Source organism: Phaeacidiphilus oryzae TH49 (assembly GCF_000744815.1).
In the GTDB taxonomy this organism is placed as follows: Bacteria; Actinomycetota; Actinomycetes; order Streptomycetales; family Streptomycetaceae; genus Phaeacidiphilus; species Phaeacidiphilus oryzae.
Window position 1 is genome coordinate 5,663,097 of the sequence record NZ_JQMQ01000005.1, and the last position, 20,404, is coordinate 5,683,500.

Here is a 20,404-nt window from a genome sequence, read left to right on the forward strand (position 1 = left end):
GCGGAGTGCCGCAGCTCGATCCGGGCCCGGGTGGCCTCGCCGTGCCGGGCGGCGTTGGTCAGCAGCTCGGCGACGGCGAAGTACAGCGCGGCCTCGATCGGGCCCTCCGGGCGGCCGGAGAGGCCGTCCGCGTCGACCTCGGCCTCCAGCGGCGCGTCCAGGGCCAGCGCCCGCAGGGCGTCCACCAGGCCGCGCTCGGCGAGCACCGGAGGATGGATGCCGCGCACCAGGTCCCGCAGCTCGGTGAGGGCCCGGGTGGAGCTCTCCCGGGCCTGCCGCACCAGCTCGCGGGCCCGTTCCGGATCGGTGTCGAGCAGCGCCTCGACGGTGCCCAGGGCCAGGCCCATCGCCACCAGCCGGGCCTGCGCGCCGTCGTGGAGGTCGCGCTCGATCCGGCGCAGCTCCGCCTCCCGGCTGTCCAGGGCCGCGGTCCGGGTCTCGGTGAGCTCCTCCACCCGCTCGGCCAGCCGGCGCCGCTCCACCTCGGCGGCCACCGACGGGGCCGGGGCCAGCAGCCGGGGCAGCCAGCGCCGTGCGTGCAGCCGGGACGCCGGCCCGCAGAGCAGCAGCGAGGCGCAGTAGACCAGCAGCCCGGCGGGCACCGCCGCGTACGCGGGCTGCAGGGGTCCGGGGACGGAGGGGTCCGACCCGCCGAAGAGCACGGCGAGGCCCGGCGCGAACAGGCCGAAGAGCCCGTACCAGGCCATCGCGGCCGGGACCAGCAGCACCAGCAGGGCCACCAGCGGCTCCAGCGCCAGGAAGCGGAGGTCGCGGCGGTCGGCCGGGTCCTCGCCGGGCGGGCGGTCGCGGAGATAGGGGCTGGGGATGGCGGTCCCGCCCCAGCGGCCGGGGATCCGGCGGTAGGCGTCGGCCACCTTGGCCGCCACCTCCCGGCCCCGGGCGGACAGGGCGAAAGGCAGCACAGCGAGCGGCACCACCGCGAGCCAGCCGATGGCCCAGCAGTATCCGAGCGCGCGGTGCGCCCGCCCCACGGCGCGCAGCGCGCCCCCGCGGGCCGGGCGGCGGTCGTCGTCATCCCTGCCTCCTTCCCGACTGCCCCAAGTGTGGCCGCAGCGGCGGCCGGACGGCATGCGTCTGGGGCCACCGGGGGGTGGGTCCAGCCCCACCCCACCTCGGCGTCTGGGCCCAATGGCCGCGCCCCCGCCGGTCCGTAGCGTCGAAGACATCGGGAGCGGCGCCGCCCGGGCGCCGGCCGAAACGAGGGAGACGGACATGAACGGGACGGCCACGGCCCAGGTCGCGAGCGGAAAGCGCGCCGCGGGGCCGTCGAACAAGCTGCTGCTGCAGAACCTCGGCCTGAACGTGGCCGGGCCGCTGGCCGTCTTCTACGGCCTGCGGGCGGCCGGGGTGGGCCTCTGGTGGGCGGTGCTGGCGAGCGCCTTGCCGCCGCTGGCGGACGCGGTCCTGACGGTGGTCAGGGAACGGCGGATCGGGGCGCTCGGCGTACTGGTGCTGAGCATGGTGGCGCTGGGCGCGGGGCTCTCGGTGCTGACCGGAAGTCCGCGGTTCATGTTCGCCAAGGACGGCTGGATGACCGGCGTCGTCGGAATCGTCTTCCTGGCGACGCTGCGCGGCCGGCCGATCATCTACCGGATCGTCTCCTCGGTCACCAAGGGCGGGCAGCGCGCCCAGGTGGAGCGCTACTGGCAGGCCTCGCCGACCTTCCGGCGGCTGATGCGGCTGCTCACCGTCGTCTGGGGGATCGGCCTGCTGATCGACTCCGGGGTGCGGGTGGCACTCGCCTACACCCTGCCGGTCGACTCGGTGGTGCTGGTGACGACCCTCCAGTACGTGGTGCTCTTCGCCGGTCTGGAGATCTTCAGCCGCCGCTACGGCCGTCGCCCGGCCCGCCTGGCGGCGATCCGCGCCGAGTCCGGGCAGCGGGACGAGACCGAGGAGCAGGTGTGATGCGGCAGCAACGAGAGCAGGGGCAGCAGGGGCGGCGGCAGGTGGTCGTGGTCACCGGGGCCGCGAGCGGGATCGGCGCGGCGGTGGCACGGCACTACGGCGCCCTCGGCGCCCGGGTGGTCGTGGCGGACATCGACGAGGCGGGCGGCCGGGCGGTCGCCGAGGAGGCCGGCGGGCTCTTCGTCCGCACCGACACCACCAGCGAGGCCGACAACCAGGCCCTGATCGCCGCCGCCGTCGAGGCCTACGGGGGACTGGACCTGGTCCACCTCAACGCCGGGGTCGGCGACGGCGGCCAGTTCGGCGAGGACGACTACGACGCCGAGCGGCAGCACCGGGTGCTGGCGGTCAACCTCCACGGCGTCATGTACGGCCTCCACGCGGCGCTGCCGGCGCTGGCCGCGCACGGCGGGGGCGCCCTGCTGGTGACCTCCAGCATGGCGGGGGTGGGGATGGCGCCCTTCGACCCGGTGTACGCGGCCACCAAGTACGCGGTGATCGGCCTGGTCCGCTCACTGGCCCCGACCTGGCGGGAGCGGGGCGTGCGGATCAACGCGATCTGCCCCGGCATCGTCCGCACGCCGATCCTCGCCCCCGAGGCGATCGACTACGTCCTCGGGCAGGGCCTGGCGGTCGCCGAGCCCGAGGAGATCGCGGCCTCGGCGGCCGAGATCGCGGCCGGAGACACGGCGGGCCAGGCCTACGTCCTCCAGGCCGGCCGGGAACCGGAGCGGGTGGAGTTCCCCCGGCTGACGTTGGCTCAGATGCCCAGCTTGGCCGACCGGGCGGCGGCGACGTCCTCCTCCGCGCCCTCCAGCCGTACGTCGGCGTGCTCCTGACGCCCCATCGAGAAGAGCAGCAGCTCGGCGGGCTCGCCGGTGACCGTCACGGTCGGCGCGGCCTGCCGGGCCACCGCCGTCTGCCCGTTGGGCCGGCGCAGCACCAGGCCGACCGGGGACTTCCGGCCGGTCATCCGCGCCGAGGTGACCAGGCGCTTCCACAGCGCCTCGGAGAACTCGTCGTCCAGCTCCCGGGACTTCCAGCCCTCCTGGGCGCGGCGGACGTCCTCGCCGTGGACGTAGAACTCCACGGTGTTCGCCGCCTCGTCGGCGCCGGGGATGGCGAACGGGGAGAGCTTGGGCGGGCCGGTCTTGATCAGCTCGACCAGCTCCTCGTAGGGGCGGTCCGCGTACGACTGCTGGACCCGGCCGAGCCGGCCGGCCAGCGGCTTCACCACCAGGCCGGCCACCGCGTCCGGCCGGCGCTCCCGCACCACCAGGTGGGCGGCCAGGTCGCGGGTCTTCCACCCCTCGCAGAGCGTCGGCGCATCGGGGCCGACGGAGCTGAGGAGATCCGCCAGCAGCAAACGTTCACGTCGCGCGAAAGCCATGAGGCCCAGCGTACGTCGTCGGGCTGACAAAGCGTCAGCGCAGCGGCGCGTCGAGTTTCGCGCCGTGCGGGGCGTCGGAGGCGGCCAGGGCGCAGAGCACCTGGTGCTGCCCGGAGCGGTACTCGGCGAGCGTCGGATAGTGCCGGTACGGGAACAGCCCCGAGGCGCGGTGCTGGCGGGCGTACGCGCTGTTGATCGGCTTCTCGCAGACGCGCTCCCCCGCGGCGTAGACCTTCCCGATCGTCGAGAGCCCGGCGGGCAGCGGGAAGTGCCCCACCGACTCGGCGTCGTGCGCCACCCGGCAGGACCTGACCGTGATCCGCGAGACCCCCGACAGCCCCGGCGCGTCGAAGCAGACCCCCGCCGCGAGCGGATCCCGCGCGACGCTGGGCGACGCCGAGACCCTGGCCCTCGCCGTGACCGGCGGCGCCGCCGCCCTCCGCTTCGGCCCTCCGCCCCCCTCGACGAGCACCACGACCACGATCGCCGCGATCACCACGACAACCCCACCCACAACCCACCAACGCCCCCTCATCCCCCCACCCTCAGCCATCCCCCCACCCCGTCAACGCCCCCACCCGCTGGGCCTGTCGGAGCCCCGAAGGGGCACGGGGCCCCGCAGCCGCCCGCAGCCGCCCGGTTGGCGGGTGGGGCGGAGCCCCCAGGGGGCGCGGGGAACTGCGCGCCCGGCCCGTCTCGCGTCCGCAGCCGCCCGCGGCGCGCCCGTTGCCGTCCGGTGGGCGGGGGGTGGGGCGGAGCCCATAGCGCGCGCGGGCGGCCGGGAAGGGCCGTCGCCCGACGAGGTGGGAACGGAAGGAGCCCGCACCCCCCGCCCCGCGCATGCGAAAATGCCCGGCATGACCCGCAGCAGCCTCGCCCCCGCCATCGCCGAACGGCTGAAGCGCACCGCGGACGGCCTCGTCCCCGCCATCGCGCAGCAGTACGACACCGGTGAAGTCCTCATGCTCGCCTGGATGGACGACGAGGCCCTGCATCGCACCCTGACCACCGGCCGGGCCACCTACTGGTCCCGCTCCCGCCAGGAGTACTGGGTCAAGGGCGACACCTCCGGCCACACCCAGGCCGTGAAATCCGTCGCCCTCGACTGCGACGGCGACACCATCCTCGTCAAGGTGGACCAGCACGGCCCCGCCTGCCACACCGGCACCCGCACCTGCTTCGACGGCGACGACAGGGAGCTCGCCCAGCGATGACCACCGGAGCCGTCACCCCCGACCTCGACCACTTCCGCAAGCTCGCCGTCGACCGCCGGGTGATCCCGGTGACCCGGCGCCTCCTCGCGGACGGCGACACCCCCGTCGGCCTCTACCGCAAGCTCGCCGCCGAGCGCCCCGGCACCTTCCTCCTGGAGTCCGCCGAGAACGGCCGCTCCTGGTCCCGCTACTCCTTCGTCGGCGTCCGCTCGGCGGCCACCCTCACCGTCGACCCGGCCGACGGCAGCGCCCGCTGGACCGACGGCGCGCCCCCCGTCGGCGTCCCCACCGCCGGCGACCCGCTGGCCGTCCTCCGCGAGACGATCGAGCGGCTGCACACCCCGCGCGACCCGGACCTCCCGCCGTTCACCGGCGGGATGGTCGGCTACCTGGGCTACGACATCGTCCGCCGCCTGGAGAAGGTCCCGCCCCACCCGGACACCGTGGACGACCTCCACCTCCCCGAGCTGACCATGCTCCTCGCCACCGACCTGGCGGTGCTGGACCACGCCGACGGCAGCGTGCTGCTGATCGCCAACGCGGTGAACCACAACGACCTCCCCTCGGGGGTGGACGAGGCCTACGCCGACGCCGTGGCCCGCCTGGACGCGATGACCGCGGACCTCACCCGTCCCGTCGACACGGCCCCGGCCGCGTTCACCCCGACCGCCCCCGAGGACCCCCGCTCGCCCTTCGGCGGGGAGCCGTACCGTGCGGCCGTCGAGGACGTCAAGGAGCGGATCCGGGCCGGCGAGGCCTTCCAGGTGGTGCCCTCGCAGCGGTTCGAGGCGCCCTGCCCGGCCAGCGCGCTGGACGTCTACCGCGTCCTCCGCGCCACCAACCCCAGCCCGTACATGTACCTGTTCCGGCTGGCCGACGCCGAGGGGAAGCCCTTCGACATCGTCGGCTCGAGCCCGGAGGCGCTGGTCAAGGTGGAGGCCGGGTCGGCCCTCCTCCACCCGATCGCCGGCACCCGCCCGCGCGGCCTGACCCCCCAGCAGGACGCCGACCTGGCGACGGAGCTGCTCGCCGACCCCAAGGAGCGCGCCGAGCACCTGATGCTGGTCGACCTCGGCCGCAACGACCTCGGCCGGGTCTGCGAGCCGGGCAGCGTGGAGGTGGTCGAGTTCATGAAGATCGAGCGCTACAGCCACGTCATGCACATCGTCTCGACCGTCACCGGCCGGCTCGCCCCCGGGCGCACCGCCTTCGACGTCCTCACCGCCTGCTTCCCCGCGGGCACCCTCTCCGGCGCGCCCAAGCCGCGCGCGCTGCAGATCATCGAGGAGCTGGAGCCGGTCCGCCGCGGGGTCTACGGCGGCTGCGTCGGCTATCTGGACTTCGCCGGCGACTCGGACACGGCGATCGCCATCCGCACCGCGCTGATCCGCGACGGAGTCGCGTACGTGCAGGCCGGAGCGGGTGTGGTGGCCGACTCCGACCCGATCTCCGAGGACACCGAGTGCCGCAACAAGGCCGCCGCCGTCCTCCGCGCGGTGGCCACCGCGGGCACCCTCCGCCCGGGAGCGGCGGCGGGGGACCACCCCCAGGGGAAGCCCGCCGGAGGCGACAGGGGATAGTGGACGGGTGAGCGCCGCACCCACCCCCCGAAGCGAAACCGCCGACCCGGCAGCCGACCCCGCGGAGGCCGCGGAGGCCCGTTCGTCCGCGGACGCCCCGGCGCCCGCGGACGCCGACGGCCCGGCGCCCGCCTCCGCCGCGCCCCCGGAGCGTCGCGGCCGTTCCTCGCGGGGCAGCCTGATGCTGATGCTCCTGCTGCTGGTGGTCGGCGCCGCGCTCGCGCTGGTCGCCGCCGGCCAGAGCTGGGCGCACGGCTCGGTCGACCTGGAGGGGACCCCGATCTCGATCCAGGTCTCCGGCAGCGACGTCTCCGGGGTGCCCAGCGCCCTGGCCCTGGTCGGCCTGGCCGCCGCGGTGGCCGTCTTCGCCACCCGCAGGGCGGGCCGGTACGCCATGGGCGTGCTGGTCGTCCTGGCCGGCGCGGGCACCGCGTTCAGCGCGGTCTCCGGCTCCGGCGGCGGGGCGGCGCTGGACGACAAGGCCGGCAACGCCATGGGCATCACCACCGCCACCGCCTCCCACGTCGGTCACACCGCATGGCCGTGGGTTTCCGCCCTCGGCGGAATCCTGCTGCTGCTCGCGGGGGTCGTCATCCTCCTCGCCGGCCGCCGCTGGCCGGGGATGTCCGCCCGGTACGACGCCCCGGGAAAGGACGTCCGCCCCGGTGGCAAGGGGGGCCAGGCGGGCGCCGCCGGCACCGGCGACACCGGCGGGAAGGGTGCTCCCGGCACCCCCGCGGACATCTGGAAGGCCCTCGACCGCGGCGAGGACCCGAGCCTCTAGCACCCCGTCCCGCACCCCCTGGTGTGAGACCCCCCACCCCGGCGCCCGGCCACCGGGGGCGTCGGGGACAATGGGGGTGACGACCGTTTAGAAGGAGCAGTACGAATGTCAGCACGGGAGCACGGCCACACCGTCGCCAACTGGACCGGTGTCACCATCAGCTTCGTCGGTTTCGTGATCGCCGCTTTCGGAATGGTCGCGACCCTCTGGGCCATCCTGATCGTCGGCCTGGTCATCGCCCTGGCGGGCGCCGTCATCGGCAAGATGCTCTCGCTCGCCGGCAAGGGCCAGGTGTACAACCGCAAGGGCGCCTCCGACCCGCGGGTCGACGCGATCAACAAGGCGACCGCCGCCGCTGCCAACCGCAAGGCGGCCGCCACCGCCGCCGGCACCCCGGCCGCGGTCTCCGGCACCGCCCACCACTGATCCCCGCCGTGCCTCTGGACCGCCGCCCGTAGGGCCGCGGTCCAGGGGCACGGGCGTCCGCGCGCCGGGCCGCCGGTGTGTCGGGCCGCCGGTGTGTCGGGGCGCCGGTGTGTCGGGCGCCGGTGTGTCGAGGCGCGGGGTGTCCCTCCGGACTGCCACCCTCGTCCGCATGGCACCGTCCCCCGCGCTCCGCGCCCCCGCCGCGCTCGGCGCGGGCTTCGCCGCGGCCGTGGGCTGCGTCGCCGGGTACGACCCGGCCGCGCCCGGGAACCACTACCCCGGCTGCCCGCTGCTGGCGCTCACCGGCGAGCTCTGCCCGGCCTGCGGCGGGCTGCGCTGCGTCCATGCCGCCGCCCACGGCGACCTCGCCGCGGCCGCCCACGACAACCTGCTGGTCCTGGTCGCCGGGGCGTTCGCCGTCCTCGCCTGGGCCCGCTGGGCCGTTCGGGCCGCCCGCGGCCTGCCCACCCCGGTACGCCGTCCGCCGCCGGCCGTCCTTTGGGCGGTGGCCGCACTGGTGCTGGTCTTCACCGTGCTGCGGAACCTCCCCCTCCCGTTCGGCCGGGAGCTCGCCCCGTAGGCCCCGTCCGCCCGGGTAATCGGCGGTGGATTCGAGACCGGGACCGACCTGCGGATACCATCTGAATACCGGCCGGAACCCCCGGTCCCCGGAAGCCAGCGATTGGGAGTGGACCGCGTGAGCGTGCTCGACGAGATCATCGAGGGAGTCCGCGAGGACCTCGCCGAGCGTCAGGCCCGGGTCTCCCTGGACGAGCTGAAGGAACAGGCCGCGAAGGCCCCGGCCGCCAAGGACGGCGTGGCGGCCCTCCGCGGCGACGACGGCGTCAAGGTCATCTGCGAGGTGAAGCGCTCCAGCCCGTCCAAGGGCGCGCTGGCCGCCATCGCCGACCCGGCCTCGCTCGCCGCCGACTACGAGGCCGGCGGCGCCGCCGCGATCAGCGTCCTCACCGAGCAGCGCCGCTTCGGCGGCTCACTGGCCGACCTGGACGCGGTCCGCGCCAAGGTGGACGTCGCCGTCCTGCGCAAGGACTTCATCGTCACCTCCTACCAGCTGTGGGAGGCGCGCGCGCACGGCGCCGACATCGCGCTGCTGATCGTGGCCGCGCTGGACCAGCCCGCGCTGGTCTCGCTGATCGAGCGGGCCGAGTCGATCGGCCTCACCCCGCTGGTCGAGGTGCACGACGAGGACGAGGTGACCCGAGCGGTGGACGCCGGCGCCCGGATCATCGGTGTCAACGCCCGCAACCTGAAGACCCTCCAGGTCAACCGGGACACCTTCGCCGAGGTCGCCCCGGCGATCCCGAAGGGCATCGTCAAGGTCGCCGAGTCCGGCGTCCGGGGCCCGCACGACCTGATCACCTACGCCAACGACGGCGCCGACGCGGTGCTGGTCGGCGAGTCCCTGGTGACCGGACGCGACCCGAAGACCGCGGTGGCCGACCTGGTCGCCGCCGGCGCCCACCCCGCCCTCCGGCACGGTCGGTAGGCCGCGGCCGCTAGGCTGGACCCACCATGCATCAGGAGCGCGCGTACGCAGAGTCCTCCCCGGCGGAGACGGTCACCGTCCCGCCGCGGCTCGGCGCGCGCTTCGCGCCCGGCTGCCGCCCGCGCGGCTGCCGGGCCCCGGCCCGGCGAGTCCTCGGCCGCCGGGTGCGCTATGTGATCGGTGCCGAGCCCGGTCAGATCCCGGGGCGGCGATGGCCGTCCCGGAAGCGGTGCGCCGTCCGCCCTGTGCGCTGACGGTGCGTCACCCTGTCCGGAGGGGGACGGCGGCGCGAGCCCGCCGTACCGCAAGCAGCTGACAGTCACTGCCGGCTACGCACCCGACGAGGGACAACAACACCATGTCTTCGAACATCCCCGATTCCCGGGGCTACTTCGGCGCGTTCGGCGGCCGCTTCATCCCCGAGGCGCTGGTCGCCGCGGTCGAGCAGGTCGCCGACGAGTTCGACAAGGCCCAGGCCGACCCGGACTTCAAGGCCGAGCTGGACCGGCTGCTGCGGGACTACACCGGTCGGCCCAGCCCGCTCACCGACGTGCCCCGCTTCTCCGCCGAGGCAGGCGGAGCCCGGATCCTCCTCAAGCGGGAGGACCTCAACCACACCGGCTCGCACAAGATCAACAACGTGCTGGGCCAGGCCCTCCTCACCCGCCGGATGGGCAAGACCCGGCTGATCGCCGAGACCGGCGCGGGCCAGCACGGGGTGGCCACCGCCACCGCCGCCGCCCTCTTCGGCATGGACTGCACCATCTACATGGGCGAGGTGGACACCGAGCGCCAGGCGCTCAACGTCGCCCGGATGCGGATGCTCGGCGCCGAGGTGGTGCCGGTGCGGACCGGCAGCCGGACGCTGAAGGACGCCATCAACGAGGCCTTCCGGGACTGGGTCGCCAACGTCGACTCCACCCACTACCTCTTCGGCACGGCCGCCGGACCGCACCCCTTCCCGCGGCTGGTCCGCGAGTTCCACCGGGTGATCGGCCAGGAGGCCCGCGCCCAGATGCTGGAGCGGGTGGGCCGGCTGCCGGACGCCGCCGTGGCCTGCGTCGGCGGCGGGTCCAACGCCATCGGCCTGTTCTACGACTTCATCCCGGACAAGTCGGTCCGGCTGATCGGCGTGGAGCCGGCCGGCGAGGGCCTGGACACCGTCCGCCACGGCGCCACCCTGACCAAGGGCGACCCGGGGGTGCTCCACGGGATGCGCACCTACGTCCTGCAGGACGAGGACGGGCAGACCATGGAGTCGCACTCCATCTCGGCCGGCCTGGACTACCCGGGCGTCGGCCCGGAGCACGCGTACCTCAAGGACAGCGGCCGGGCCGAGTACCGCTCGGCCACCGACGACGAGGCGATGCAGGCGCTGCGGCTGCTGTCGCAGACGGAGGGGATCATCCCCGCGATCGAGTCCGCGCACGCGCTGGCCGGTGCGCTCCAGCTGGGCCGCGAGCTGGGGCCGGAGGGCCTGATCGTGGTCAACCTCTCCGGTCGGGGGGACAAGGACATGCACACCGCGGCCGAGTACTTCGGCCTGCTGGACGACGCCCAGGGGGACGCCAAGTGAGCGCGCAGACAGGTGAGCAGACAGGTGGGGCGACGAAGCTGACCGCGACCCTGGCGGCGGCGCGGGCGGAGGGGCGGGCGGCCCTGGTCGGCTACCTGCCGGCCGGGTTCCCGACCGTGGACGGCGGGATCGCCGCGGTGAAGGCCCTGCTTGAGGGCGGTTGCGACGCGGTCGAGATCGGGCTGCCGCACTCCGACCCGGTGCTGGACGGCGCCACCATCCAGACCGCGGACGACATCGCCCTGCGGGCGGGAGTCCGCACCAAGGACGTGCTGCGCACGGTGCGCGAGGTGGCCTCGGCCTTCCCGCAGGCGCCGGTGCTGGTGATGACCTACTGGAACCCGGTGGACCGGTACGGGGTGGACCGCTTCGCGGCGGACCTCGCCGAGGCCGGCGGGGCCGGCGTGATCCTGCCGGACCTGCCGGTGGAGGAGGCCGGTCCGTGGCTCGCCGCGGCCGAGCGGCTCGGTCTGGACACCGTCTTCGTGGTGGCCCCGAGCAGCCGGGACGAGCGGCTCCGGCTCGTCACCGCCGCGGGCACCGGGTTCGTCTACGCGGCCGCGGTGATGGGCGTGACCGGCACCCGGGAGCAGGTCGGCGATCTGGCCGAGGACCTGGTGAAGCGCACCCGGGCGGTCACCGACCTGCCGGTCTGCGTGGGCATCGGCGTCTCCAACGAGAAGCAGGCGGCGGAGGTGGCCGGCTTCGCGGACGGGGTGATCGTGGGCTCCGCGTTCGTCAAGCGGATCCTGGAGTCGGGGGACGATCTGGAGTCCGGTCTGGCCGGCATCCGCGAGACGGCGGCGGCGCTGGCCCGGGGCGTCCGCGCCGGCGGCTGAGCCTTCCGTCCGGCACCTTCCGACCGGCACCTTCTCCCTGGCGCCCCGCGCCCCGAACCACGGCCCCGAGGGCCAGGCGGTTCAGGGGCGCGGGGCGTCTCCCATGCGTCGACTCCCATGCGTCAACGAAATCGAAGAAGCTCACTCGTTCGCAGGCAAAGCAGCCGCGCCCCGTAGCCCCGCCCCGCGGCACGCGTTCTCAGGATGAACCCCGTCCCTGCGGAACAAGGAGCGTGTGTGACCGCCTCGCCGCCGTCGGCCATCGCGGTGCTGGCCCTGCTGGCCCTGCTGGCAGCCCTCCTCGCGGAGGCGTTCGTCGATCATGCCCTGGCCGACGGCGCCGGCCGCCGGCTGCGGCCGCCCGCACGGGCCGGCGCGGCCGCCGTGGTCCGCCCCCGGGGAGGCGTCGACTCATGGCGCTGACAAGGGAGTCGGCCACCGCCGCGCCGACCGCGGTGGGCCGGCGGGAGGTCGTCGCGCAGTGGCTGGGCACGGCGGCGCGGCTCGGCCTCGCCGCCGTCTGGGCCTGGGCCGGTGCGGCCAAGATCAGCGATCCGGCGGCCGCCGCGCAGGCGGTCCGGGCCTACCGGATCCTCCCCGAGGGGCTGGTCAGGCCCTTCGGCTACGGACTGCCGTTCGTCGAACTGGCGATCGCCCTGCTTCTGCTGGTCGGCCTCGGAGTGCGGATCGCCGCCGCCGTATCGGCCCTGCTGCTGCTGGTCTACATCGCCGCGATCGGCTCGGTCTGGGCCCGCGGGATCTCGATCGACTGCGGCTGCTTCGGCGGGGGAGGGGCGGTCGCCGCCTCCAAGACCGCCTACCTGCAGGAGATCCTGCGCGACGCGGGGTTCCTGCTGCTCGCGGGGTGGCTGCTGTGGCGGCCTCGCGGGCGTTTCGCCGTCGACACCTGGCTTGCGGAGAACTGATGGGCCGTCAAGAGAGCACGATCAGCGAGAACAAGAACCCCGCGAAGCGCGCCGCGCGCGAACGCCTCGCGGAGGAGCGCGTGCGGGAGGCCGCGAGCCGCCGACGACGGCGGAACCTGACGGTGGTCGGTGTGGCCGTGGCGGTCCTCGCGGCCGCCGGGGTGACCGGGTACCTCGTGCAGAACAGCCGCTCGGCGCCGAGCCGGCACGCCGCACCGGCCGGCACCACCGGCCAGGGCGACGTCGTCGTCCCGGTGGGGAACCAGGCCGCCAAGGCCACCCTCACCATCTACGAGGACCCCCGCTGCCCGGCCTGCGGCGAGTTCGAGAAGGACATGCACACCACGATCAACCGGCTGGAGAAGGCCGGAAAGGTCAAGATCCAGTACCACGTGGTCTCGTTCATCGACCGGCACGACAACGGCACCGGCTCCAAGAACGCGGCCAACGCCCTCGGCTGCGCGCAGACCGCCGGGCGGTTCCACGACTACCACGATGTCCTCTACGCCAACCAGCCCGAGGAGACCGACGACGCCTGGGCCGACCAGAGCCGGCTGACCGCCCTGGCCAAGAGGGTCCCCGGGCTGTCCACCCCGGCCTTCGACGCCTGCGTGGCCAAGGCGGAGTACGCGGGCTGGGTCTCCGGCGTGGAGGAGAACTTCGACAAGTCCGGGTACTCCTCCACCCCGACCGTGCTGCTCAACGGCACCTCGGCGTTCCCGACCTACAACGGCGAGCAGATCAGCCCGGCCACCCTGACCAAGTGGGTGGAGGCCGCGGACGCCGCCTGAGCCTCCGCGCGGCGGCTCCCCGCAGAGCCGCCCCGGCCCCCGCCAGGCAAGGTTAGCCTTAGCTGTTTTCGCAGGTCAGAGCCTAGGTTAGGCAGTACGACCTTGCTGGCGGGAGGCCTCCGCCGACGGCTACCGTCGGCGCCATGAGCACCCCCGTGGACGATAAGAACGACGCCCTCCTGGCCGAGTGGGACCGGGCGATGGAGGCCGCCGCCCGCCGCCCGCAGACCGCCGAGTCGATCGCCGGGACCGCCGCCAAGCACGCCCACACCCACCGCGACGTGAACGGCGGCTGGCTGCGCCCGGCGGTCTTCGGCGCGATGGACGGCCTGGTGTCCAACTTCGCGCTGATGGCCGGCGTGGTCGGCGGCTCGGCGTCGAACGGCACCGTGGTGCTCACCGGTCTCGCCGGGCTGATCGCCGGCGCCTGCTCGATGGCCGCCGGGGAGTACACCTCGGTGGCCTCGCAGCGCGAGATGGTCCAGGCCGAGCTGGAGACCGAGCGGACCGAGCTGCTCCGCAACCCCGAGGCCGAGCTGGCCGAGCTGGCCCAGCTGTATGTGGAGCGGGGGGTCGAACCGGAGCTGGCCTTCGAGGTGGCCCGGCAGCTCTCCAAGGACCCGGACCGGGCGCTGGACGTCCACGCCCGCGAGGAGCTCGGGGTGGACCCGGAGGATCTGCCGTCGCCGCTGGTGGCCGCGGTCTCCTCGTTCGGTTCCTTCGCGCTCGGCGCGCTGCTGCCGCTGCTGCCGTACCTGCTGGGGGCGAGCAGCCTGCTGCCGATGCTGGTGCTCGCCCTGATCGGGCTGTTCGTCTGCGGTGCGGTGGTGGCCAAGGTGACCGCGCGCAGCTGGTGGTTCAGCGGGATGCGCCAGCTGGTGCTGGGCGGGGCCGCCGCCGGGGTCACCTTCCTGCTCGGCCACCTGATCGGCGCCGGCATCGGGTGACGCGCAGGCGTCTGTCCGGATACCGGACGCAAACCCGCCGTATGACGTGCGGTTACTCACACCCGGCAAGGGCGTTTCCACTCTGTTTCGAGGGAGCGTCGATCGGGCACACTTGCGAGAGCGTGCAGGCATCCTGTCCCACCGGAGCCTGACGTCGAGGGGACGACCAAGCACAGGCCGGCGGGGAACCGGGCACGGCCCTACTGCACGGTAAGTCCGCATGGTGGACGCGGAAATCCGCTTCCCGGAAAGACGTCCATCATGTAACCTGCACGAAATCGCAGAGGGCCAACGTCGTCCCTGTTGCGCATCCACTCGATATTTAGTGTGACGCTCATATAAGACGACGGGAGAGCCGATGCGCTCAGCATCTCCGCGGTCCTCGCGTCCCGCCGCCGATGAGCCCCAGGGAACGGCGTTCGCCAACCCCTACCGGGCCCTCGCGGATGGACGGCCTGCCAAGCAGGGCCTCTACAACCCCCGTGATGAGCACGACGCCTGCGGCGTCGGCTTCGTGGCGACGCTGAACGGCACGGCTGATCACAAGATCGTCGAGCAGGCCCTGGCGGTGCTGCGCAACCTGGAGCACCGGGGAGCCACCGGCGCCGAGCCCGACTCCGGCGATGGCGCGGGCATCCTCGTCCAGATCCCGGACGCCTTCCTCCGCGGCCAGGTCTCCTTCGACCTCCCCGAGCAGGGCGGGTACGCGGTCGGCATCGCCTTCCTCCCCGACGACGACGTCGCGGAGGGCGAGGCCGTCTCGCAGATCGAGACGATCGCCGTCGAGGAGGGCCTGAAGGTCCTCGGCTGGCGCGAGGTCCCCACCGCCCCCGCACTGCTCGGCGCCACCGCCCGCTCGGTGATGCCGCGCTTCCGCCAGCTCTTCGTCGCCGACCGCAAGGACGGGCGCAGCGGAGTCGAGCTGGACCGGGTCGCCTTCGTGGTGCGCAAGCGCGCCGAGCGCGAGGCCGGGGTCTACTTCCCGTCGCTCTCCTCCCGGACCCTGGTCTACAAGGGGATGCTGACCACCGGCCAGCTGGAGCCGTTCTTCCCGGACCTCTCGGACCGGACCTTCGCCTCCGCCCTCGGCCTGGTGCACTCCCGGTTCTCCACCAACACCTTCCCGAGCTGGCCGCTGGCCCACCCCTACCGGTTCGTCGCCCACAACGGTGAGATCAACACCGTCCGCGGCAACCGCAACTGGATGCGGGCCCGCGAGTCCCAGCTCGCCACCGACCTGATCCCGGGCGACCTGGACCGGATCTTCCCGGTCTGCACCCCGGACCACTCGGACTCCGCCTCCTTCGACGAGGTGCTGGAGCTCCTCCACCTCGGCGGGCGCTCGCTGCCGCACGCGGTGCTGATGATGATCCCGGAGGCGTGGGAGAACCACGCCACCATGGACCCGGCCCGCCGCGCCTTCTACCAGTTCCACTCCAACCTGATGGAGCCCTGGGACGGTCCGGCCTGTGTGACCTTCACCGACGGCACCCAGATCGGTGCCGTGCTGGACCGCAACGGCCTGCGCCCGGCCCGCTACTGGGTCACCGACGACGGCCTGGTCGTCCTCTCCTCCGAGGTCGGCGTCCTCGACATCGAGCAGGACAAGGTGGTCCGCAAGGGCCGCCTCCAGCCGGGACGGATGTTCCTGGTCGACACCGCCGAGCACCGCATTGTCGAGGACGACGAGATCAAGTCCGCGCTCGCCGCGGAGCACCCGTACCAGGAGTGGCTGCACGGCGGCTCGATCAAGCTGGGCGACCTGCCCGAGCGCGAGCACATCGTCCACACCCACGCCTCGGTGACCCGCCGCCAGCAGACCTTCGGCTACACCGAGGAGGAGCTGCGGGTCATCCTGGCCCCGATGGCGAAGGCCGGCGCCGAGCCGATCGGCTCGATGGGCACGGACACCCCGGTGGCCGCGCTCTCCGACCGGCCGCGGCTGCTCTTCGACTACTTCACCCAGCTGTTCGCGCAGGTCACCAACCCGCCGCTGGACGCGATCCGGGAGGAGCTGGTCACCTCCCTGGGCTCGAACCTGGGCCCGGAGGGCAACCTGCTGAAGGCCGAGCCGGCCTCCTGCCGCTCGGTCCGGATCCCCTTCCCGGTGATCGACAACGACGAGCTGGCCAAGCTGGTCCACATCAACGCGGACGGCGACCAGCCCGGACTGAAGGCCGTCACCCTCTCCGGCCTCTACAAGGTCGGCGGCGGCGCCGAGGCGCTGGCCGCCCGGCTGGACGAGATCTGCGCCGAGGCGGACGCGGCGATCGCCGACGGTGCCCGCATCGTGGTCCTCTCCGACCGCCATTCGGACGCCGAGCATGCGCCGATCCCGTCGCTGCTGCTCACCGCGGCCGTCCACCACCATCTGATCCGCACCAAGCAGCGGACCCACGTCAGCCTGATCGTCGAGGCCGGCGACGTCCGCGAGGTGCACCACACCGCGCTGCTGATCGGCTTCGGTGCGGGCGCGGTCAACCCGTACCTCGCCATGGAGTCGGTCGAGGACCTGGCCAGGAACGGCGCCTTCGTGCAGGGCCTGGAGCCCGAGAAGGCGATCGCGAACCTGATCAAGGCGCTGGGCAAGGGCGTCCTCAAGGTGATGTCCAAGATGGGCATCTCCACCGTCGCCTCCTACCGCGGAGCCCAGGTCTTCGAGGCCATCGGGCTCTCCCAGGAGCTGATCGACGCCTACTTCACCGGCACGACTAGCAAGCTCGGCGGCATCACCCTGGAGGAGATCGCCAAGGAGACCGCCGCCCGGCACGCCAAGGCGTACCCGGCCTCCGGCATCTCCGCGGCCCACCGCCGACTGGACATCGGCGGCGAGTACCAGTGGCGCCGCGAGGGCGAGCCGCACCTCTTCGACCCGGAGACGGTCTTCCGGCTGCAGCACTCCACCCGCACCAAGCGGTACGACGTGTTCAAGCAGTACACGTCGCGGGTGAACGAGCAGTCCGAGCGGTTGATGACGCTGCGCGGCCTCTTCAGGCTCAAGGAGGGTGAGCGCCCCTCGATCCCGATCGACGAGGTCGAGCCGGTCTCCGAGATCGTCAAGCGGTTCTCCACCGGCGCCATGTCGTACGGCTCCATCTCCCAGGAGGCGCACGAGAACCTCGCCATCGCGATGAACCGGCTGGGCGGCAAGTCCAACACCGGTGAGGGCGGCGAGGACCCGGAGCGGCTGTACGACCCCGAGCGCCGCTCGGCGATCAAGCAGGTCGCCTCCGGCCGCTTCGGCGTCACCAGCGAGTACCTGGTCAACGCGGACGACATCCAGATCAAGATGGCGCAGGGCGCCAAGCCCGGCGAGGGCGGCCAGCTGCCCGGGAACAAGGTCTACCCGTGGGTGGCCAAGACCCGGCACTCGACGCCCGGCGTCGGCCTGATCTCGCCGCCGCCGCACCACGACATCTACTCGATCGAGGACCTGGCCCAGCTGATCCACGACCTGAAGAACGCCAACCCGGCGGCTCGGGTCCACGTCAAGCTGGTCTCCGAGGTCGGCGTCGGCACCGTCGCGGCGGGCGTCTCCAAGGCGCACGCGGACGTCGTCCTGGTCTCCGGCCACGACGGCGGCACCGGCGCCGCCCCGCTCACCTCGCTGAAGCACGCGGGCGGCCCCTGGGAGCTCGGCCTGGCCGAGACCCAGCAGACCCTGCTGCTCAACGGGCTGCGGGACCGGATCGTGGTGCAGACCGACGGCCAGCTGAAGACCGGCCGGGACGTCGTCATCGCCGCCCTGCTGGGCGCCGAGGAGTTCGGCTTCGCGTCGGCGCCGCTGGTGGTCTCCGGCTGCATCATGATGCGGGTCTGCCACCTGGACACCTGCCCGGTGGGCGTGGCCACGCAGAACCCGGTGCTGCGCGAGCGGTTCAACGGCAAGCCCGAGTTCGTGGTGAACTTCTTCGAGTTCATCGCGGAGGAGGTCCGCGAGCTCCTCGCGGAGCTGGGCTTCCGGTCCATCGACGAGGCCGTCGGCCACGCCGAGCTGATCGACGCCGAGCGGGCGATCGACCACTGGAAGGCCGCGGGGCTGGACATCACCCCGCTGCTGCACGTCCCGGAGCTGCCGGACGGCGCCTCGCTGCGGAACACCACCGGGCAGGACCACGGCCTGGAGAAGGCGCTGGACAACGAGCTGATCCGGCTCTGCGCCGACGCCCTCTCCGCGCCCACCCCCGAGGACGCCGAGGCGGTCCGCGCCCAGCTGCAGATCCGCAACGTCAACCGGACCGTCGGCACCATGCTCGGCCACGAGGTGACCAAGCGGTTCGGCGGCAACGGGCTGCCGGACGGCACCATCGACATCACCTTCACCGGCTCGGCCGGCCAGTCCTTCGGCGCCTTCGTGCCGCGCGGCATCACCCTCCGCCTGGAGGGCGACGCCAACGACTACGTCGGCAAGGGCCTCTCCGGCGGCACCCTGGTGGTCCGCCCGGCCCGGGAGGCGGACGCCTCCTTCGGCCAGGAGGCCGCGCAGCACGTCATCGCCGGCAACGTGATCGCCTACGGCGCCACCAGCGGCCGGATCCACCTGCGGGGCAAGGTCGGCGAGCGGTTCTGCGTCCGCAACTCGGGCGCCACGGTCGTCGCCGAGGGCGTCGGCGACCACGGCTGCGAGTACATGACCGGAGGTCACGCGGTGGTGCTCGGCGAGACCGGGCGCAACTTCGCCGCCGGCATGTCGGGCGGCGTGGCCTACGTCCTCGACCTGCGGCCGTCCAACGTGAACACCGAGCTGGTCGGCATCGAGGCCCCGGACAAGGCCGACCGCAAGTGGCTGCACGAGGTCGTGCAGCAGCACTTCGAGGAGACCGGTTCGCAGGTCGCCGAGGAGCTGCTGGCCGACTGGGGGACGGGCGTCGCCCGGTTCACCAAGATCATGCCCACCAACTACAAGGCAGTGCTCGCCGCCAGGGTTGCCGCCGAGCGCGACGGACTCAGTGAGTCCGAGACCGTTGCGAAGATGATGGAGGCGGCAAATGGCTGACCCCAAGGGCTTCCTGACCACCGGGAAGCAGCTGGCCGAGCGCCGTCCGGTCGCCGAGCGCGTCCAGGACTGGCAGGAGGTCTACGTCGAGCGCAGCCTGCTGCCGATCATCACCAAGCAGGCCGGGCGCTGCATGGACTGCGGCATCCCCTTCTGCCACAGCGGCTGCCCGCTCGGGAACATCATCCCCGAGTGGAACGACCTGGCCTGGCGGGAGGACTGGACGGCCGCGATCGAGCGGCTGCACGCCACCAACAACTTCCCGGAGTTCACCGGGCGGCTGTGCCCGGCCCCGTGCGAGTCGGCGTGCGTCCTCGGCATCAACCAGGACCCGGTGACCATCAAGAACGTCGAGGTCACCATCATCGACAAGGCCTGGGAGGCCGGGGCCGTCACCCCGCAGATCCCGGACCGGCTCTCCGGCAAGACCGTGGCCGTCATCGGCTCCGGCCCGTCCGGGCTCGCGGCCGCCCAGCAGCTGACCCGCGCCGGCCACACCGTGGTGGTCTACGAGCGGGCCGACCGGATCGGCGGGCTGCTGCGCTACGGCATCCCCGAGTTCAAGATGGAGAAGCGGCACATCAACCGGCGCATCGAGCAGATGCGCGCGGAGGGCACCCGCTTCCGTACCGGGGTCGAGGTGGGCGTCGACGTCACCGCCCAGTCGCTGCGCGACCGGTTCGACGCGATCGTGGTCGCCGCGGGCGCCACCACCGCGCGGGACCTGCCGGTCCCGGGACGCGAGCTGGACGGCATCCACCAGGCGATGGAGTACCTGCCGCTGGCCAACAAGGTGCAGGAGGGCGACTACGTCGACGCTCCGATCACGGCCAGGGACAAGCACGTCATCGTGATCGGCGGCGGCGACACCGGCGCGGACTGCCTGGGCACCGCCCATCGGCAGGGCGCGAAGTCGGTCACCCAGCTGGAGATCATGCCGCAGCCGGGCGAGGACCGGCCGGCCCACCAGCCGTGGCCGACGATGCCTATGGTGTACAAGGTCACCTCGGCGCACGAGGAGGGCGGGGAGCGCCTGTACAAGGTCTCCACCACCCACTTCACCGGGGACGACGAGGGCCGGGTCAAGGAGCTCCACCTGGTCGAGGTGGAGTTCAAGGACGGCAAGTTCGAGCCGGTCGCCGGCACCGAGCGGGCCATCCCGGCCGAGCTGGTGCTGCTGGCGATGGGCTTCACCGGGACCGATCAGCAGAACGGCCTGGTGGAGCAGCTGGGCGTGGAGCTTGACCCGCGCGGTAATGTTGCCCGGGACTCGAAGTACGCCACCACTGTGGACGGCGTCTTCGTCGCGGGCGACGCGGGTCGTGGCCAGTCGCTGATCGTCTGGGCCATCGCCGAGGGCCGCTCGGCGGCCTCCGCCGTGGACCGGTACCTCACCGGTGCCGTGGACTCCTCGCTGCCCGCCCCCATTCGCCCGACCGACCGTCCGTTGGCGGTCTAGGCCGGGTTGCCCCACAGGGGCCGGGTCCGCCAGAGCCGCC

General features: G+C 73.3%; 19 protein-coding genes and 1 pseudogene. 17 read left to right on the forward strand and 3 right to left on the reverse strand.

The annotated features are described in order from the left end of the window. Positions 1-260 precede the first annotated feature (260 nt). Positions 261-1,235, reverse strand: a pseudogene (locus BS73_RS40775) (histidine kinase); the annotation flags it as partial. Between BS73_RS40775 and BS73_RS28975 the strand changes: the two are divergent. Next, positions 1,234-1,929, forward strand: coding sequence for a VC0807 family protein (locus BS73_RS28975; protein WP_051941032.1), 696 nt, complete (start codon positions 1,234-1,236; stop codon positions 1,927-1,929). The pseudogene BS73_RS40775 and the gene BS73_RS28975 overlap by 2 nt on opposite strands. Next, positions 1,929-2,768 (forward strand): SDR family NAD(P)-dependent oxidoreductase, encoded by an 840-nt coding sequence (locus tag BS73_RS28980; protein ID WP_063837087.1) that lies wholly within the window; start codon positions 1,929-1,931, stop codon positions 2,766-2,768. Before BS73_RS28975 ends, BS73_RS28980 begins: the two co-directional genes overlap by 1 nt. Here BS73_RS28980 and BS73_RS28985 read toward each other — a convergent pair. Both BS73_RS28985 and BS73_RS28990 read right to left on the reverse strand, forming a co-directional pair. Next, positions 2,690-3,319, reverse strand: a complete 630-nt coding sequence (locus BS73_RS28985; RefSeq protein WP_037577416.1) for a TIGR03085 family metal-binding protein — start codon at positions 3,317-3,319, stop codon at positions 2,690-2,692. The two genes, BS73_RS28980 and BS73_RS28985, sit on opposite strands and share 79 nt — an antisense overlap. A gap of 34 nt (positions 3,320-3,353) precedes the next feature. Then, positions 3,354-3,818, reverse strand: a complete 465-nt coding sequence (locus tag BS73_RS28990; RefSeq protein WP_037577419.1) for a hypothetical protein — start codon at positions 3,816-3,818, stop codon at positions 3,354-3,356. A 349-nt stretch (positions 3,819-4,167) separates the two neighbouring features. Between BS73_RS28990 and hisI the strand changes: the two genes are divergently transcribed. The 15 genes from hisI to BS73_RS29060 all read left to right on the forward strand — a co-directional run bounded on the left by hisI (position 4,168) and on the right by BS73_RS29060 (position 20,364). After that, positions 4,168-4,533: a phosphoribosyl-AMP cyclohydrolase gene (hisI, locus tag BS73_RS28995; RefSeq protein ID WP_037577422.1), complete on the forward strand. Its 366-nt coding sequence runs from the start codon at positions 4,168-4,170 to the stop codon at positions 4,531-4,533. Continuing rightward, positions 4,530-6,113 carry an anthranilate synthase component I gene (locus BS73_RS29000; protein WP_051941036.1) on the forward strand — a complete coding sequence of 528 codons (1,584 nt, stop codon included), beginning with the start codon at positions 4,530-4,532 and terminating at the stop codon, positions 6,111-6,113. Before hisI ends, BS73_RS29000 begins: the two co-directional genes overlap by 4 nt. A gap of 7 nt (positions 6,114-6,120) precedes the next feature. Beyond that, entirely contained in the window at positions 6,121-6,897 is a 777-nt protein-coding gene (locus BS73_RS29005) for a TIGR02234 family membrane protein (RefSeq protein ID WP_407675080.1), read from the forward strand. A gap of 105 nt (positions 6,898-7,002) precedes the next feature. Further along, entirely contained in the window at positions 7,003-7,323 is a 321-nt protein-coding gene (locus tag BS73_RS40030; protein ID WP_051941039.1) for an HGxxPAAW family protein, read from the forward strand. 169 nt (positions 7,324-7,492) lie between these two features. Further along, positions 7,493-7,903 (forward strand): DUF2752 domain-containing protein, encoded by a 411-nt coding sequence (locus BS73_RS29015; protein ID WP_037577425.1) that lies wholly within the window; start codon positions 7,493-7,495, stop codon positions 7,901-7,903. Positions 7,904-8,020: 117 nt separating this feature from the next. Then, on the forward strand, positions 8,021-8,830 hold the full coding sequence (gene trpC / locus BS73_RS29020; protein WP_037581605.1) for an indole-3-glycerol phosphate synthase TrpC: 810 nt from the start codon (positions 8,021-8,023) through the stop codon (positions 8,828-8,830). A 26-nt stretch (positions 8,831-8,856) separates the two neighbouring features. Next, positions 8,857-9,084, forward strand: coding sequence for a tryptophan biosynthesis modulator TrpM (gene trpM / locus BS73_RS41035; protein ID WP_084704428.1), 228 nt, complete (start codon positions 8,857-8,859; stop codon positions 9,082-9,084). Positions 9,085-9,188: 104 nt separating this feature from the next. Further along, entirely contained in the window at positions 9,189-10,406 is a 1,218-nt protein-coding gene (gene trpB, locus BS73_RS29025) for a tryptophan synthase subunit beta (RefSeq protein WP_037577428.1), read from the forward strand. Further along, the gene (trpA, locus tag BS73_RS29030; protein WP_051941042.1) at positions 10,403-11,245 is read left to right on the forward strand and encodes a tryptophan synthase subunit alpha; all 843 of its coding nucleotides are present in this window, start codon (positions 10,403-10,405) and stop codon (positions 11,243-11,245) included. Before trpB ends, trpA begins: the two co-directional genes overlap by 4 nt. 237 nt (positions 11,246-11,482) lie before the next feature. Further along, positions 11,483-11,668: a hypothetical protein gene (locus tag BS73_RS29035; RefSeq protein ID WP_037577430.1), complete on the forward strand. Its 186-nt coding sequence runs from the start codon at positions 11,483-11,485 to the stop codon at positions 11,666-11,668. Beyond that, positions 11,659-12,171, forward strand: a complete 513-nt coding sequence (locus tag BS73_RS29040; protein ID WP_084704429.1) for a MauE/DoxX family redox-associated membrane protein — start codon at positions 11,659-11,661, stop codon at positions 12,169-12,171. Before BS73_RS29035 ends, BS73_RS29040 begins: the two co-directional genes overlap by 10 nt. Continuing rightward, positions 12,171-12,962: a DsbA family protein gene (locus BS73_RS29045; protein ID WP_051941044.1), complete on the forward strand. Its 792-nt coding sequence runs from the start codon at positions 12,171-12,173 to the stop codon at positions 12,960-12,962. The genes BS73_RS29040 and BS73_RS29045 overlap by 1 nt, the downstream gene beginning before the upstream one ends. 200 nt (positions 12,963-13,162) lie before the next feature. Continuing rightward, a complete protein-coding gene (locus tag BS73_RS29050; protein ID WP_051941587.1) occupies positions 13,163-13,909 on the forward strand; it encodes a VIT1/CCC1 transporter family protein in 747 nt (248 codons plus the stop codon). A 358-nt stretch (positions 13,910-14,267) separates the two neighbouring features. Beyond that, complete coding sequence (gltB, locus tag BS73_RS29055) at positions 14,268-18,905, forward strand: glutamate synthase large subunit (protein ID WP_037577432.1); 4,638 nt, start codon at positions 14,268-14,270, stop codon at positions 18,903-18,905. After that, entirely contained in the window at positions 18,898-20,364 is a 1,467-nt protein-coding gene (locus BS73_RS29060; RefSeq protein ID WP_037577435.1) for a glutamate synthase subunit beta, read from the forward strand. The genes gltB and BS73_RS29060 overlap by 8 nt, the downstream gene beginning before the upstream one ends. Positions 20,365-20,404: the final 40 nt, after the last annotated feature.

What these genes read in the sequence shown, in the direction of transcription:
- BS73_RS28985 (WP_037577416.1), bottom strand. Translation starts at nt 3,319, where the DNA reads ATGGCTTTCGCGCGACGTGAACGTTTGCTGCTGGCGGATCTCCTCAGC.
- BS73_RS29015 (WP_037577425.1), top strand. Translation starts at nt 7,493, where the DNA reads ATGGCACCGTCCCCCGCGCTCCGCGCCCCCGCCGCGCTCGGCGCGGGC.
- BS73_RS29000 (WP_051941036.1), top strand. Translation starts at nt 4,530, where the DNA reads ATGACCACCGGAGCCGTCACCCCCGACCTCGACCACTTCCGCAAGCTC.
- BS73_RS29040 (WP_084704429.1), top strand. Translation starts at nt 11,659, where the DNA reads ATGGCGCTGACAAGGGAGTCGGCCACCGCCGCGCCGACCGCGGTGGGC.
- hisI (WP_037577422.1), top strand. Translation starts at nt 4,168, where the DNA reads ATGCCCGGCATGACCCGCAGCAGCCTCGCCCCCGCCATCGCCGAACGG.
- BS73_RS28980 (WP_063837087.1), top strand. Translation starts at nt 1,929, where the DNA reads ATGCGGCAGCAACGAGAGCAGGGGCAGCAGGGGCGGCGGCAGGTGGTC.
- trpM (WP_084704428.1), top strand. Translation starts at nt 8,857, where the DNA reads ATGCATCAGGAGCGCGCGTACGCAGAGTCCTCCCCGGCGGAGACGGTC.
- trpB (WP_037577428.1), top strand. Translation starts at nt 9,189, where the DNA reads ATGTCTTCGAACATCCCCGATTCCCGGGGCTACTTCGGCGCGTTCGGC.
- BS73_RS40030 (WP_051941039.1), top strand. Translation starts at nt 7,003, where the DNA reads ATGTCAGCACGGGAGCACGGCCACACCGTCGCCAACTGGACCGGTGTC.
- BS73_RS28975 (WP_051941032.1), top strand. Translation starts at nt 1,234, where the DNA reads ATGAACGGGACGGCCACGGCCCAGGTCGCGAGCGGAAAGCGCGCCGCG.
- gltB (WP_037577432.1), top strand. Translation starts at nt 14,268, where the DNA reads ATGCGCTCAGCATCTCCGCGGTCCTCGCGTCCCGCCGCCGATGAGCCC.
- BS73_RS29050 (WP_051941587.1), top strand. Translation starts at nt 13,163, where the DNA reads ATGGAGGCCGCCGCCCGCCGCCCGCAGACCGCCGAGTCGATCGCCGGG.
- BS73_RS29045 (WP_051941044.1), top strand. Translation starts at nt 12,171, where the DNA reads ATGGGCCGTCAAGAGAGCACGATCAGCGAGAACAAGAACCCCGCGAAG.
- BS73_RS29060 (WP_037577435.1), top strand. Translation starts at nt 18,898, where the DNA reads ATGGCTGACCCCAAGGGCTTCCTGACCACCGGGAAGCAGCTGGCCGAG.